Source organism: Rhizobium sp. 22-785-1 (assembly GCF_053521965.1).
This window is the reverse complement of the sequence record NZ_JBNWDI010000007.1, coordinates 19,912-33,933: the sequence shown is the minus strand read 5'-3', so window position 1 is coordinate 33,933 and position 14,022 is coordinate 19,912. Positions and strand designations below refer to the sequence as shown.

13 protein-coding genes are annotated in these 14,022 nt (G+C 59.0%); 2 read left to right on the top strand and 11 right to left on the bottom strand.

Features of this window, described 5'->3' with window-relative positions; translation table 11 throughout:
- Window positions 1-18: 18 nt before the first annotated feature.
- The 9 genes from ACQZ5M_RS14900 to ACQZ5M_RS14860 form a co-directional block, all read right to left on the bottom strand.
- Entirely contained in the window at window positions 19-819 is an 801-nt protein-coding gene (locus tag ACQZ5M_RS14900) for an NAD-dependent epimerase/dehydratase family protein (protein ID WP_449080162.1), read from the bottom strand.
- 12 nt (window positions 820-831) lie between these two features.
- Window positions 832-2,556, bottom strand: coding sequence for an L-arabinonate dehydratase (araD, locus tag ACQZ5M_RS14895; RefSeq protein ID WP_449080161.1), 1,725 nt, complete (start codon window positions 2,554-2,556; stop codon window positions 832-834).
- 1 nt (window position 2,557) lies between these two features.
- Complete coding sequence (locus ACQZ5M_RS14890) at window positions 2,558-3,640, bottom strand: ABC transporter ATP-binding protein (protein WP_449080160.1); 1,083 nt, start codon at window positions 3,638-3,640, stop codon at window positions 2,558-2,560.
- A gap of 21 nt (window positions 3,641-3,661) precedes the next feature.
- Window positions 3,662-4,705, bottom strand: a complete 1,044-nt coding sequence (locus ACQZ5M_RS14885) for a carbohydrate ABC transporter permease (RefSeq protein ID WP_296104116.1) — start codon at window positions 4,703-4,705, stop codon at window positions 3,662-3,664.
- On the bottom strand, window positions 4,698-5,666 hold the full coding sequence (locus ACQZ5M_RS14880) for a carbohydrate ABC transporter permease (protein ID WP_449080159.1): 969 nt from the start codon (window positions 5,664-5,666) through the stop codon (window positions 4,698-4,700). Before ACQZ5M_RS14880 ends, ACQZ5M_RS14885 begins: the two co-directional genes overlap by 8 nt.
- A gap of 57 nt (window positions 5,667-5,723) precedes the next feature.
- On the bottom strand, window positions 5,724-6,998 hold the full coding sequence (locus ACQZ5M_RS14875) for an ABC transporter substrate-binding protein (protein ID WP_449080158.1): 1,275 nt from the start codon (window positions 6,996-6,998) through the stop codon (window positions 5,724-5,726).
- A gap of 116 nt (window positions 6,999-7,114) precedes the next feature.
- The gene (locus ACQZ5M_RS14870; protein ID WP_296040042.1) at window positions 7,115-8,194 is read right to left on the bottom strand and encodes a Gfo/Idh/MocA family protein; all 1,080 of its coding nucleotides are present in this window, start codon (window positions 8,192-8,194) and stop codon (window positions 7,115-7,117) included.
- Window positions 8,191-9,207, bottom strand: a complete 1,017-nt coding sequence (locus ACQZ5M_RS14865; RefSeq protein WP_296040040.1) for a Gfo/Idh/MocA family protein — start codon at window positions 9,205-9,207, stop codon at window positions 8,191-8,193. Before ACQZ5M_RS14865 ends, ACQZ5M_RS14870 begins: the two co-directional genes overlap by 4 nt.
- On the bottom strand, window positions 9,204-10,253 hold the full coding sequence (locus ACQZ5M_RS14860) for a Gfo/Idh/MocA family protein (protein WP_449080157.1): 1,050 nt from the start codon (window positions 10,251-10,253) through the stop codon (window positions 9,204-9,206). Before ACQZ5M_RS14860 ends, ACQZ5M_RS14865 begins: the two co-directional genes overlap by 4 nt.
- 104 nt (window positions 10,254-10,357) lie before the next feature.
- On the opposite strand from ACQZ5M_RS14860, the gene ACQZ5M_RS14855 reads away from it, so the two are divergent.
- Both ACQZ5M_RS14855 and ACQZ5M_RS14850 read left to right on the top strand, forming a co-directional pair.
- Window positions 10,358-11,071 (top strand): GntR family transcriptional regulator, encoded by a 714-nt coding sequence (locus tag ACQZ5M_RS14855; RefSeq protein WP_296019358.1) that lies wholly within the window; start codon window positions 10,358-10,360, stop codon window positions 11,069-11,071.
- Between the two features lie 33 nt (window positions 11,072-11,104).
- Window positions 11,105-12,031 carry an SMP-30/gluconolactonase/LRE family protein gene (locus tag ACQZ5M_RS14850; RefSeq protein ID WP_449080156.1) on the top strand — a complete coding sequence of 309 codons (927 nt, stop codon included), beginning with the start codon at window positions 11,105-11,107 and terminating at the stop codon, window positions 12,029-12,031.
- Window positions 12,032-12,045: 14 nt separating this feature from the next.
- On the opposite strand, the gene ACQZ5M_RS14845 is transcribed toward ACQZ5M_RS14850, so the two are convergent.
- Entirely contained in the window at window positions 12,046-12,495 is a 450-nt protein-coding gene (locus ACQZ5M_RS14845) for a DNA polymerase III subunit chi (RefSeq protein WP_449080155.1), read from the bottom strand.
- Window positions 12,496-12,524: 29 nt separating this feature from the next.
- The gene (locus tag ACQZ5M_RS14840) at window positions 12,525-14,015 is read right to left on the bottom strand and encodes a leucyl aminopeptidase (protein ID WP_449080245.1); all 1,491 of its coding nucleotides are present in this window, start codon (window positions 14,013-14,015) and stop codon (window positions 12,525-12,527) included.
- Window positions 14,016-14,022: the final 7 nt, after the last annotated feature.

The window sequence follows — 14,022 nt, the reverse complement described above, 5'->3', positions numbered from 1 at the left end:
GTGATGGATAAAGGCATTTCACGCCTTGTGAATGGGTTCATCGATGAAGATGCCACCCTGATATTTTGCGATGGCCGCTTGCGGATCGGGCCGCGGCACGATCCGTTCGATTTCCTCACGGAAGCGCGCGGCATTGTCGCGGCGCTCCCAGCGGAGAAAATCGACATGGAAATTGTCCCACCAGGAATCGTCGTTGGCAGACACGCCCCAGATGATGGGGCAACCAAGCTTTCGCACGCGGAAGACCGCCTCGATCAGCGAGACGAAATCGTCATGGCTGAGCCAGGTGGAAAGCATTCGCCAATCCATTGGCTTTTCGGTACAGGAACCGATGCGGACAATCGCCGTCTCCTGACAGAACTTGGAGTGATAGAGGCTCGCCATCGCCTCGCCGAAAATCTTCGACACGCCGTAAAGACCATCGGGCAAGAAGGGCATCTCCGGGGTCAGTTGCGTGCCCTGCGGATAATAGCCAATCGTGTGATTGGTGGAGGCGAAGAGGATGCGTGGCTTTCCGTTGGCTCGCGCCGCTTCATAGAGATTGTAGACCCCACGTAAATTGGCGTCTTCGATCGGATCATAGGCCTTCTCAACCGAAATGCCACCCAGGTGAACGATGCCATCGCAATCTTTCACCAGCTCATGGACAGCTTCAGCATCCTCCAGCGCGCAGCGCATTACTTCCTCATGCGGCCCGGCCGGTGCGGCAATCTCAACCACATCCGACAGGCGGACAACTTCGGCAACATGACCGAGGCGTCCGCGCAGCATTCTGCCCAGCTGGCCGCCCGCACCTGTGATCAGCAAACGCTTCATCATCGACCCAATCCTTTAAAAGATATCCGGCTCGCCAGCGCTGCGGCCGAAATCCGTCTGGAGAAAATCGAAGTCGCAGCCCTTGTCGGCCTGGGTCACGTGCTTGGCGAAAAGATAGCCGTAGCCACGCTCGTAGCGAGGCGCCGGTGGCTGCCATGCGGCGCGCCGGCTGGCAATCTCTTCTTCGCTAACCAGCATGTCGAGGCGACGCGCCGGCAGATCGAGGCGAACGATGTCTCCGGTTTTCAACAGTGCTAGCGGACCGCCGACAAAACTCTCCGGCGCGACATGCAGCACGCAGGCCCCGTAGGAGGTGCCGGACATACGCGCGTCGGAGATGCGCACCATGTCACGGTGGCCCTTCTTGATCAGGGCCTTGGGGATCGGCAGCATTCCCCATTCCGGAAAGCCCGGTCCGCCGAGCGGGCCTGCATTGCGCAACACCAGAACGTGATCGGGGGTGACATCGAGATTCTCATCGTCGATCGCGGCCTTCATGTCGGGGTAGCTGTCGAAGACAAGCGCCGGACCTTCATGGACATGGAGTTTGGGATCGCTGGCCGCAGGCTTGATCACCGCACCATCCGGGCAGAGATTACCGCGCAAAACGGCAAGAGAGCCTTCGGCATAGACCGGGTTGTCGAGCGAGCGGATGACGTCGTCATTATAGACTTTGGCGCCTTCCAGGTTTTCACCCATGCTCCGCCCAGTGACCGTCAGCACCGAACAATCGAGGCGGCTTTCCAGCTGCTTCATCAGCGCGCGAAGGCCGCCGGCGTAATAAAAATCCTCCATCAGATAGTCCTTGCCCGAAGGACGGACATTGGCAATCAACGGGGTGACGCGACCGAGTGCATCCAGCTCGTCCAGCGTCATGGGTACGCCTGCGCGGCGGGCCATGGCGATCAGGTGCACGACGGCATTTGTGGAGCACCCGGTTGCCATGGCAACGATCGCCGCATTGCGGAAGGCCGCTGGGCTCAAGATGCGGTCAGGCGTCAGATTCTCGTCAACCATCTCGACGATGCGGCGACCGCAAGCGGCGGACATGCGCTGATGACCTGAGTCGACGGCAGGGATCGATGAGGCACCGGGCAGTGTCAGACCGAGAGCATCAGTGATCGCCGTCATGGTGGAGGCTGTGCCCATGGTCATGCAGACACCGGCCGAGCGCGCGATACCGCCTTGAACGCCGCGCCACTCCTCATCGGTCACGTTGCCTGCGCGCCGCTCGTCCCAGTATTTCCAGGCGTCGGAGCCGGAGCCGAGCGTCTTGCCGGCATAGTTGCCGCTCAACATCGGACCTGCGGGCAAATAGATCATCGGCACGCCAGCGGAGATGGCTCCCAGCACAAGGCCGGGTGTCGTCTTGTCGCAGCCACCCATCAGCACCACGCCATCGAGAGGATGGGAACGGATCATCTCTTCCGTCTCCATCGCGAGCATGTTGCGGTAGAGCATGGATGTTGGCTTGGTGAAGCTCTCATCGACGGAGAGCGACGGCATCTCGACGGGAAAGCCACCGGCCTGGAGCACGCCGCGCTTCACATCCTTCACCCGTTCGGGAAAATGCGAATGACAGGTGTTAAGCTCCGACCACGTGTTGAGAATGCCAATGACCGGCTTGCCGGCAAAATCCTCTTCGGAGTAGCCGAGCTGCATCATGCGGGAGCGGTGACCAAAGCTGCGCAGATCGTCGGGCGCGAACCAACGAGCGGAACGGAGTTTTTTCTCAGTCATGTCAAACATCCTGCCTGAGCGTCAGCCCGCTCGTCGTATCGAAAAGATGAACGTGTTCGATTGATGCCGACATGCGGATCACTTCTCCAGGGGAGACCGAAGTCTGACCGGATAGGTGTAGCGTCACAGGCGTACCATCGCCCAGATTACCGTAGAGATAGGATTCGCCGCCCAGTTGCTCGGCTGTGCGTACCGACATTGTGAGCGAGCCCTCGCTGCCGTGCTTCACATGGTTAGGACGAATACCAAGTGTCACTTTCTGGCCAGGCGCATAGCCAAAGCCGGTCTGCGGCAGCGGAATGAGTTCACCCGTCGCGATCTTCAGCTGCGGTGTCGGCCCAGAGATCACCTCACCGGCGAAGAAATTCATTTTCGGCGAGCCGATAAAACCGGCGACGAAGAGGTTGGCTGGGCGATTATAAAGATCGAGCGGGACGCCAAACTGCTCGAGCTTGCCAGCGCGCAGAACAGCGATCTTGTCAGCCATGGTCATGGCTTCGACCTGATCGTGGGTCACGTAGATCATGGTGTTGCCAAGCCGCTTGTGCAGGGCGGAGATTTCACCGCGCATATCGACGCGCAGTTCAGCGTCAAGGTTGGACAGCGGTTCATCGAAGAGAAAAACGCGCGGTTCGCGCACCACGGCGCGACCGATCGCAACACGCTGGCGCTGGCCACCCGAGAGATCCTTGGGACGGCGCTCCAGCAACTGATCGATCTGCAGCATCTTGGACACCTGGGCGATCTTTTCGACGATCTCCTTTTTGGGCGTGCCGATATTTTCCAAACCAAAGGAGAGATTTTCGCGCACCGTCATATGTGGATAAAGCGCATATGACTGAAACACCATGGCAAGACCGCGGTCTGCCGCCGGCACGGTGTTGACGACATCGCCGCCGATGACGATATCGCCGCCGCTCAAGGCTTCCAGGCCGGAAATCATGCGCAGAAGCGTCGACTTGCCACAGCCGGAAGGCCCAACGAACACGCAGAATTCGCCATGCTTGATATCGAGATCGATCCCCTTGATCACATCCAGCGCGCCATATGTCTTTTTGACCTGACGAAGCTCAATACTTGCCATTGTCGTGTCTCCTCCCGAAGCTTATTTGCCGCCTGTCGACGCAATGCCGGTGGCGATGTATTTTTGCAGGAACATGAAGACCAGCGCGATCGGAGCGAGCGTCAGCACGGTCATGGCAAGCAGATTGCTCCATTCCGTCGTCATCTCTCCCTGGAAGGAATTGAGCGCCAGTTGCAGTGTAAAGTTGTCGTTGCGGGTCAATACGATGAGCGGCCATAGGAAGTCGTTCCAGCGCCACATGACCGCAAGGATTGCCAGAACCGCAAGGGCCGGAGCAGAGAGCGGCAGGATGATGCGCCAATAGATTTTCCACTCGCTCGCCTTGTCCATGCGTGCCGCATCGAGAATCTCATCCGGAATGGTCAGCATATATTGGCGCAGAAGGAACACGCCTGTCGGTGTCGCCGCCCCCGGAATGATAACGCCCCACAGACTGTTGATCATGCCAAGCTGGCTGGTGATGAGAAAGAGCGGCACGAGCACGACCGTCTGCGGGATCATCAAGGTACCGACGACCATCGCCAATACCGCACCCCTGCCCTTGAACTGGTATTTCGACAGGGCAAACGCTGCCATAGAGTTGACGATCAGCATGATCACGGTCGATGTCACGGTGATGAAGACCGAGTTCCAGAAGTAGAGTGGGAAGTTGAAACGCTGGAAAAGCTCCGTGTAGTTTTCCGTCGCCAGCGATACACGCTCTGCCGGCTTCAGCTCGTTGAACGGCATCTTCACGACTTCTGCCGGTTTTGCCGGGTCGATGACCTGCGCGACAAGCCCGATGCGGCGGATCATGCCGTAGGTCTTGCCATCCTTATCGGTATAGGCGGGCAGCGGTGCTGCCTGCCCGTCCACCACAAGGGTCTCCTGCGTATAGGGCAGAAGACGTGGCGGAAAGCGCTGGAGATCAGCCTCCGTCTTGAAGGACGAGAGAACAAGCCAAACCACTGGGCCGAACATCAGTATCACAGCGAGACCAAGATAGGCGTAGGATAGCCAGTCGGTCCAATGCAGCTTGCCATTGCGACCGCGTGTGCGGGTCAGAAATGCAACGATCCTAGCCATCGACCTTGCTCCTGTTTGCCCGGAATTGCAGCGCAGTCAGCACCACGAGAACGACGGCGAGAAGCAGCGAAGCTGCAGCTGCAAGGCCGAAGTTGCGGGGCGTGCCGGCAAAACCGGTCTGATAGATGTATTGAATGATGAAGGTCGTCGCAGAGCCTGGACCGCCGCCAGTGAAGGCGAAGATTTCGTCGAAGGTCTGGACGCCCTTTATCAGCGATAGAACCAGAACCACTAGCATCGTCGGCGCCAGAAGCGGCATGGTGATGCGGCGGAAGATGCGCCAAGGGTTGGCCTTGTCGAGTTCGGCTGCCTCGTAAACGTCACGCGGGATCGCCTGCAATCCGGCAAGCAGGATCAGCGTGTAGAAGCCCATATGCGCCCAGACCGAGAGGAAGACGGACCAGCCGAAGGCAAGGTTTGCTTCCAGAAGCCAATCTACCGAACTCAGACCCATGGATTCCATCGCGGCGTTCAGCACGCCGAAGCGCTGCAAAATCCACTTCCAGATCAGCGCCACGACCACGGGCGACAAAAGAACCGGGAAGAAGAACACGGCGCGGAAGAAACCACGAGCGCGGATATCGCGGTTGAGAATAATGGCGGTTATCAGCGAGAATCCGACCATGAAGCCCACCTGAAGCACGACGAAGAACAGCGTGTTCCACACCGAGCGCCAGAAGAGATCCTGCTGACAGGAATTGGGATCGAGATAATTGCCGCAGGACATCAGCGCGGAGAAATTCCCGCCACCGACGAAAGGCCGATCGGCAAGCATGATCTGCTCGGTGCCGGTAACCGAATAGGCGACGTTCAGCAGGATCGGCAGAAACGCGAAGATGGCGAAGAGGATTAGGTTGGGGGTGAGAAACACCCAGGCAATCCGTAGATGTCCGAGAACCTTCTGCAAGAAGGAGAACGGAAGTTCGACAATGCCCATCACTGGCGCAATCAATTTATACATGGGGCTCCTCCTTCGATCCGGCGCGGCGCGGTATCGGCCGCGCCGGAAGGCGTTGGATCACTTCGCCTGCTTCAACATTTCCTCAACGTCCGTCTTGGCGCGGGCCATGGCTTCATCGACAGTGAGCTCACCGACGATGGCCTGGGTGACGCGCTGGACAGAGATGTTGAACATGGCGCGATTGTTCTTGTAGCCCTGATAGGTATAGGCAATCGGGCTGATGCCGGGGATCTGATCGAGCCAGGCATTCATGGCCCTCTGCGTCGAAGGGGTAGCGCCGGTATAGGTCACGCCCTTGTCCGCGACTGACTTCTTGGCCGGAACGTTGCGGGTACGCACAGTGAAGTCGAGGTAATTTTCGTCTTCAGCCAGGAAGTTCAGAATATCGGCAACAATCTTCGGGTTCTTGGTCTGCTTGAAGCCGACGATGCCGGTCCCACCAGGCATGCCGGTGCAGGCTGCACCACCGCAAGGCTGCGGAACAACTTCCCAGTCGAAGGCGTCGCCCACCTGACTGTCGAAGCGTGCTGTCTGCCAGCTGCCGGAATAGTAGTAAGCGAGCTGGCCGTTGATGAATTCCTGACCGGCGTCGCGATAGGTATTGCCCCCTTGGCCTGCCCAGACGTCACGCGCCATGGTGCCGTCCTTGTTCCACTCGACGAACTTCTTCACGAATGTCGTAAAGCCTTCATCGACCAAGATCGGTTTGCCTTCCGCGTCAAAAATCTTGGCGCCGTAGGAAATGGCCGGACCGGCGATACGGTGGCCGGAACGGTCGATCGCCATCGGGTAAGGCGTGCTGGTGGCCTTGGCAACGGCAGTCGCAGCCTTTGCCCAATCATCCATCGTCGCGTCCTTGCCGGGCACGGCAACATTGGCCTGATCGAAGAGCGTGCGGTTGATGAAGGCGCCAGTGATGGTCAGCTGGGTATGCATGCCGTAGATACCCTTGTCGTCAGGGCCGCTGCGATACCATTTTAGCACGTTGGAGAAATTGTCTTCCCAGTTCTTCGCGTCCACGTAGGGCGTCAGATCGAGATAATAGCGGTTGAGGCCGCCAAGGTCGGTGACGGTTGCGAAGTCAGGGCCGCTACCACCGGCGAGCTGAACCGGCAGACCTTCCAACAATGCCTTGTAGGGCACGACGTCGGTGACGATCTTCACATCCGGATGCTGCTTTTCGTAGCGCGCGAGAATGTCCTTCAGGATTTCGCAGCCATTGCCATCATAGGCGCAGGTGAAGCGGACTTCCTGCGCGGCCTGAGCGCCACCGGCAAAAGACGCCGTCCCCAGGGCTAACGCTGCAAATGCGATCTTGTATTGACTGATCATCTGGTTTCCTCCCGTTAGATGATTATGCTTTAGAGCGTCGTGCTTCCTTTGGGCCGCATGACGCTCTACTGCTTTGAGTCTACGCATCGTGGTTTCTGAAAAATCGATTCCGGTTTTCAGGCCGATGCGTTGGCGTCTACCGGCCGTGGAGCCCAACCCTTGATCCACTGACCTTCCGCCGCCTCTGCCAGCCGCACGGGCCTGCCCTCCCGCGCCGAGCGATAGATGGCTGTCACCAGTTCGATGGATTGCAGACCGTCATTGACGGTGACTTCCTTACCGCCGCGCCCCTCCATGGCGTCGGCGATGGCCTCGACGAAACCGGTGAAACCGTTTTCGCCTTCGCCGACTGTGGCAAGAACCGCATCGATCTGATCTTGGGTCGTTGGTGCACGTGCTATGAAGCGCCACTTGTCTTCTGCCGGGCGGTAGGGCAGCGAACCGCTTTCGGCAGTAAAGCCTTCAAAGCAGAAGCGCAGACGCGATGTATCTTCCGCCGCACCAAGCGTCACCGAACTGGTGGCCAGCGCGCCGTTCTTCATACGGAAGCTCAAGGCTGCGCAGTCTTCCGTCTCGATCGTGTTGACGCGCGTATCGGCCATGGTGAAAACTTCCTCGACCGGACCCAGCACGTGGCAGATCAAGTCATGCGCATGGATCGCGTGACCGAGGATCGCGCCGCCGCATTCGCCTTTCCACGTGCCGCGCCAAGGGATGTCATAATAGCCCTTGCCGCGATTCCAGTGGACTTCCGAGCTTGCAACATAGGCCTTGCCGGCAAGGCCGGCATCGATCAGCGCGCAAAGCTGACGCATCGCCGGGCCGAAACGATACTGGAAGACCGGGAAGATGCTGCGGCCTGTCGTCTTGACGGAATCGAGAAGCGCATTCGCCTCTTCCAGCGAACGGACAAGCGGCTTTTCACAGACGACATCCTTGCCGGCGGCGTGAGCCTTCAGCGTGATTGGAAAGTGCAAGTGCGGCGGCAGGCAGACGTCGATCAGCTGAATACTCTCATCCGCCAGAACCTCGTCCAGATCCGCCGTAACGTGGATAGACGTGCCATTAGCAACACCGCGCGCGCGCTCCACATCGAGATCGCAGATCGCCTTGACGGTAAAGCGCTCGGGTAGAGCGAGATACCCCTTCATATGCTCGGCACCGATACCGGCGCCAACAATGGCGACGCCAATCATGCCTTTGCTCCTTCGGCCTTGGCTTGAGCCTGGAGCGACAGTTCGCAAACCTTAAAGACGTGTTCATGCGTCATTGCCGTTTCGGTGCGGTTGCGAATGTCGTCGCATACGCGTCCGAAATATGGGAGGCCGGCGTCGGAGGCATCGATATATTCGCAGCGATCGCCGTTGACGAGAATGAGACGGTCGGTGCCTTCGCTGTTACCGATATCGACATATTTGCGCAGCTCGATATAGCCGTCGGTTCCCAAGATCGTCAGGCGACCGTCACCCCAGGTGGGCAGCGCATCCGGCGTATACCAGTCGACGCGGATGTAGCCGTGGCCCTTGTCACCGCGCAGCAGCACTTCGCCGAAGTCCTGCAGGCCCGGATCGCCCGGGTTGGCGTAGTTTGCGACCGTGGCAGACACGACTTCCACTTCAGTGGAGCCGGTGAAGAACATGAACTGGTCGATCTGGTGGCTGGCAATATCGGTGATGATGCCGCCATAGGCTTCGCGCTCGAAGAACCACGTCGGACGAATCTGACGGTTCAGACGGTGCGGGCCCATGCCGATGGTCTGGATGACGCGACCGATGGCGCCAGCGGCGACCAATTCGGCAGCCTTGGTGACACTTGGCACTTCGAAGCGCTCGGAGAAATCGACGGTCCAGATGCGATTGGTCTTCTTCACTGTCTGACGGATGCGCTCGAGTTGCTCGAATGTAGTGCAGCCCGGCTTGTCGGTCATGACATCCTTGCCAGCTTCCATCGAAGCGACGGCAAGGTCTGCGCGCTTGGAGGGGATATCGGCGATCACGACGAGATCGACGCTGTCGTCCGCCAGAAGCGCTTCCTTGGTGGCCGCACGCGGTACGTCGGGGAAACGCTTGACGAAGCCTTCGACCACGTCAGGCTCGCCTTCCGTCCACCAGCCGACAAACTCCGCGCCGGCATCCATCAGGTTCTGTGCCATGCCAAAAATGTGGCGGTGCTCTATGCCGAGAGCCACGAATTTGATTGCTTTAGTCATCGTTGCAGTTCCACTTCCTTGCCGGTTTCGGCCGAGTTGATGATCGCGTCGATCAGTCTGTGAGATAAAAGAGCCGCTTCACCCGTCACGACCGGCGGGCGCGCTTCATCGAGGGCGTCTGCGAAATCCTCGAACACGCCCTGATGCCATTCATGGGTGAAGGCCATCGGATCGGCGCCGCCGCCGGTGCCAGCGGCTGCGCCGCCAAATATTTCCTGTCGTCCATCGCGCCAGTCGAGATGCAGCAGACCGGAAGCGAGCCGGAGGCTGGCGTTATCGAAATGCAGGAGGATCGATTCCGCCGAACCTGGAAAGCTCGCGGTGCTCGCAACCAGCGAACCAACCGCGCCGCTTACAAAGCGAAGGCCCGCAGAAACGTAATCTTCCGTTTCCATCCGGTGGAAACGGGTCGTCGCCGCCATGGCCTGAACGCGGGATACGGGACCCGTCAGGCTCAGCGCAAGATCGATGGTATGAATGGCCTGAGAAATCAGAACACCGCCGCCGTCACGCGCCAGAGTGCCGCGACCGGGCTCATCGTAATAGGATTGGGCGCGCCACCATGGCACGGAAATCTCGCAGAGACCGAGCTCCCCAAGCGTACCGCCTTCAACGAGCTCGCGCGCCTTCTGCGACGCAGCCCGCATGCGGTGCTGGAAGATGATACCGAGCGTGATGCCGGCATCACGGCAAAGCCGCACCAGATGCTCAGCCTCGTCCGTGTTACGGGCAACTGGCTTTTCCATGAGGATGTGCTTGCCGGCGCGTGCGAAGGCTTCAACAATATCCAGGCGCGCATTCGGTGGCGTCGCGATGATGGCAAAATCAACGTCCTGGTCAGCAGCCGCCTCGCCTACCGAAGAGTAGACTTTAACGTCATAGCCCGCGCTCTCAGTGGCCTCTTCAGCCAGCGTTTTAGCGCGACCGGAACCGCTATCGACAATACCCTTCAGCCTGATTTTGTCAGAACTTCCTGCACAGGCGAGCACATGCGTCTTCGCCACCATTCCGGCGCCGATTATGACGCAGGTCTTGATATTCTGCATTTTAGGGAGCCTCCCTTCCCATTGCGGCGTAATTTGCATACCGGTATGCCGGTTGTCAACTCACTTGTGTTCCGGTATACCGGTTAAAAATCGCTGGAGTGAAAATGCCCAAAATTCCGATGACAAGCGGCTCTGTACCGACCATGGAGAGGCTGGATCTGAACCGCCCCGTGGTGGATCAGATCTACTCCGCACTGAAGTCCGCCATCCTGTCGCGCGAGCTTTTCCCAGGTCAGGCGGTATCCGAAAATGAGATTGGCCAGTCCTTCAATTCAAGCCGCACGCCGGTGCGCGAGGCATTGAGCCGCCTTAGAGACGACGGTTTGATCGTCACGCTTCCCAGCCGTGGTACCTATGTCTCCAAACTTTCGGAGAAGAATATCCGCAGCTCGCAGTTCATCCGCGAGGCGCTTGAGGTCGCGGCCGTCGAGAAACTGTGCCACATCGGCCTGTCAGCCGAGGCGGAGCAAGAGATCGAGCATGCGCTGAACGGTCAACGCAAAGCGATGCAACGCGGCGATCGCAAGGCGTTTCGTATGCATGACGATCAGTTTCATAGCGCACTTGCGGCAGCCACAGGCATGGAGAGGCTTGAAACGCTGCTGATCCGCGAAAAGGCAGGCCTTGATCGCCTGCGTGCTCTCGCCATTACCGACGAGGCGCATATGGCCGGGCTGCTGAGCGAGCACGAGGCTGTCTACGGAGCGGTCCAGGACGGCAATGAAGCGCTTGCGGCAGAGGAATTGCGCAAGCATCTGCGACGCGTGCTCGGCATTCTGGCGCAGGTCTTTGCCAACCATCAGGACTATTTCGAGTAACCCTGCGCCGCCACCGACACTGGATAAATGATCATGACGACTGCACCCTACGGACAGCTTCCTGCCGAGACACTTGCCATGTCACAGGCAAGACTGCTCTGCGACACGATCAGCACACTGGCGGAATCCCCTGTCTGGGATGAGAAGCGCCAGGTCCTGTTCTGGTGCGACATTCTCGGCAAGACAGTGCGATCGGCTGCGCTCACACATGGCCAGTATCGCGAATGGTCTTTCCCAAGCACGGTGTCTAGCCTCGGACTTTGCGACGATGGCGACCTCATCATCGCTTGCGGCATGGACATTGTTGTCCTCGATCCAGATAGCGGTGCCATCAGTCCGCTGTGCAGCATTCCTTCGCCGGAAGACGCTCCTTTCCGACTGAACGACGGACGCATCGGCCCCGATGGTGCCTTTTGGGTCGGCACCATGCACAATGTGCCGCTTGCGCAGATGGAGCCACGCGGCGAACTTTGGCGGGTGACGGCAAGTGGAGCAGAGCGCATGCAAACCGGCCTGACCTGCCCCAACGGCCTTGCCTTCTCTGAAGATGGTTCGGTGATGTGGCAGAGCGATTCCATTCAGCGGTGGATCCGGCGCCGCGTCTTCGACAAGAGCGGCGGCACCTTCGACGAGGGTATACTGGTTGCGCAGATGACCGAGGAAACGGGCAGGCCCGATGGTGGCTGCGTCGATAGTTCTGGCATTTATTGGAGTTCGGGCGTGTCCGCTGGGCTTATCAATGCGTTTTCGCCCGACGGCACGCATCTCGGCGCGACTGCGGCGCCCGTCCCGCACCCGACCATGGGCTGCTTCGGTGGGCCCGATTTCAGCACGTTTTTCCTGACTTCGCACCGTCACAACATGTCTTACGAACGGCTGCAAAAGGCGCCATTATCCGGCGGCGTGTGGGTCATTCCGACAACCACGACCGGTTTTGCCGGGTTTCGCTTCCGTCGTTGAACGGGTTCAGGCGTCTACGCCTTTTTCTGCCAGCGGCCTTCCGGTGATTGCTGCCAGTAAGTAAGAGCGTGCCCCTCACCTTTCAGCTTCTTCCACTGTGCCCTCGCCGCCTCCAACTGTCCGGCGTCATAGCCATCGAACATGAAGACGATTCGCTCGTAAGGCTCAAGCGCTGGCGGCTCTGCGCCATCGACAAGAAACCGGACCGTTGCCTGATTGACGTTGCCGTCGCTTGAGGTGAGCAGCACCGGCTGATCGGACGAATTTGCGGCGGCATCGGTGGCGTGCGGCAGAAAGCTGTCGTCGCGAAATGTCCACAGAAGCACGTCGAGCGCATCGCACTTCTCATCGCTTCCCGTCTGGACCGCGACCTTCCAGCCGCGTTCCAGCGATTTCTCCAGAAGCGGCGGCAAAGCATCCTCCAGCTTGGATTCCGTTAGATGATAAAACAGAACTTCCGTCATCGGGGGATCGCCACCTTCATGCTTCTATCTCAATCCTCGTAGTGTGCGCGGACCAACTCGTCCAGAAGGCGCACGCCATAGCCGGAGCCCCAGGACTGGTTGATCTCGGTCAAAGGCGAACCCATAGCTGTTCCGGCAATATCCAGATGTGCCCACGGGGTATCACCGACGAAGCGTTTGAGGAATTGCGCGGCTGTGACCGAACCGGCCAGGCGACCGGCGCTGTTCTTCATGTCAGCAAATTTCGAATCGATAATCTTGTCGTAATCCTTGCCGAGCGGCATGCGCCACAGTCTCTCCTGCGTGGTTTCACCGGCGCTAATCAGTTGACCGGCCAGTTCATCGTCATTGCAGAACAGGCCCGCCTGAAGATTGCCCAGCGCCACCGTGATCGCACCGGTCAGTGTGGCAAGATTGATCATGAATTTCGGCTTGAAACGGTCGTTTGTATACCAGAGCGCATCCGCCAGAACGAGACGGCCCTCGGCGTCGGTATTGATGATCTCGATTGTTTGGCCGGACATGGAAGTGACGATGTCGCCGGGGCGCTGCGCGTTGCCATCCGGCATATTTTCCACCAGCCCGATGACGCCGATGACATTGGCCTTGGCTTTGCGCGCAGCCAGCGTATGCATAAGGCCCGTCACCGCAGCCGCGCCACCCATATCGCCCTTCATGTCTTCCATACCGGCGCCGGGCTTCAGCGAGATCCCGCCGGTGTCGAAGACAACGCCCTTGCCGATGAAGGCAATCGGCTCATCTTTCTTGGAGCCGCCATTCCACTGCATGATGGCAAGCCGCGGCGGGCGAACCGAGCCCTGCGCGACCCCGAGAAGAGCGCCCATGCCAAGCTTCTTCATTTCTTTTTCGCCAAGGATTTCGACCTCAACGCCGAGTTTCCTCAAGCTTTCAGCTTTCTCGGCAAACTCGACGGGCCCTAGCACATTCGGCGGCAGATTGACGAGATCGCGCGCCAGAATCACGCCGTCGGCAACAGCCTGAGCGGCGTCGAACGCCTTCTTCGCCTCTTCATGGGCAACCGTCACGATCGTCACATCGACCCGCTTCGGCTTCTTTTCCTCGTCGGAGGACTTCTTGGTCTTGTAAGTATCAAAGCTATAGGCACGCAGCAGAAGTCCAAGCGCGAAATCGGCAGCGGTCTTGCCTTTTACATCGAGGCCCGGAACATCGAGATAGACGACAACCTTTTCCGCCTTCTTGAAATTTGCAGCAGCGCTACCACCGGCTCTCAGCCAATCATGGGCTGTCAGCTTCGTTGCCTTGCCAAGACCGATGACGACGATGCGATCGGCTTCGGATCCCTGTGGTGCGAGCACGTCGAGAACGCTCATAGACTTTGCCGCAAAGCCCGATACCTTCGCGGCCTTTTCCAGCACGCCAGCAGGATCGACATGCGCTTGGCCTGCCGCCCCGTCTTCTCCGGACGCGCGAAGAAGAATGGCGGTGGCATTCTCACATGAGGCAGAAGCGGCGAAGGAAATATCGAAACTGGCGGACATCTTGATG

Coding starts and splice junctions, on each gene's coding strand:
- ACQZ5M_RS14900 (WP_449080162.1), bottom strand. CDS start 819: ATGATGAAGCGTTTGCTGATCACAGGTGCGGGCGGCCAGCTGGGCAGA.
- araD (WP_449080161.1), bottom strand. CDS start 2,556: ATGACTGAGAAAAAACTCCGTTCCGCTCGTTGGTTCGCGCCCGACGAT.
- ACQZ5M_RS14890 (WP_449080160.1), bottom strand. CDS start 3,640: ATGGCAAGTATTGAGCTTCGTCAGGTCAAAAAGACATATGGCGCGCTG.
- ACQZ5M_RS14885 (WP_296104116.1), bottom strand. CDS start 4,705: ATGGCTAGGATCGTTGCATTTCTGACCCGCACACGCGGTCGCAATGGC.
- ACQZ5M_RS14880 (WP_449080159.1), bottom strand. CDS start 5,666: ATGTATAAATTGATTGCGCCAGTGATGGGCATTGTCGAACTTCCGTTC.
- ACQZ5M_RS14875 (WP_449080158.1), bottom strand. CDS start 6,998: ATGATCAGTCAATACAAGATCGCATTTGCAGCGTTAGCCCTGGGGACG.
- ACQZ5M_RS14870 (WP_296040042.1), bottom strand. CDS start 8,194: ATGATTGGCGTCGCCATTGTTGGCGCCGGTATCGGTGCCGAGCATATG.
- ACQZ5M_RS14865 (WP_296040040.1), bottom strand. CDS start 9,207: ATGACTAAAGCAATCAAATTCGTGGCTCTCGGCATAGAGCACCGCCAC.
- ACQZ5M_RS14860 (WP_449080157.1), bottom strand. CDS start 10,253: ATGCAGAATATCAAGACCTGCGTCATAATCGGCGCCGGAATGGTGGCG.
- ACQZ5M_RS14855 (WP_296019358.1), top strand. CDS start 10,358: ATGCCCAAAATTCCGATGACAAGCGGCTCTGTACCGACCATGGAGAGG.
- ACQZ5M_RS14850 (WP_449080156.1), top strand. CDS start 11,105: ATGACGACTGCACCCTACGGACAGCTTCCTGCCGAGACACTTGCCATG.
- ACQZ5M_RS14845 (WP_449080155.1), bottom strand. CDS start 12,495: ATGACGGAAGTTCTGTTTTATCATCTAACGGAATCCAAGCTGGAGGAT.
- ACQZ5M_RS14840 (WP_449080245.1), bottom strand. CDS start 14,015: ATGTCCGCCAGTTTCGATATTTCCTTCGCCGCTTCTGCCTCATGTGAG.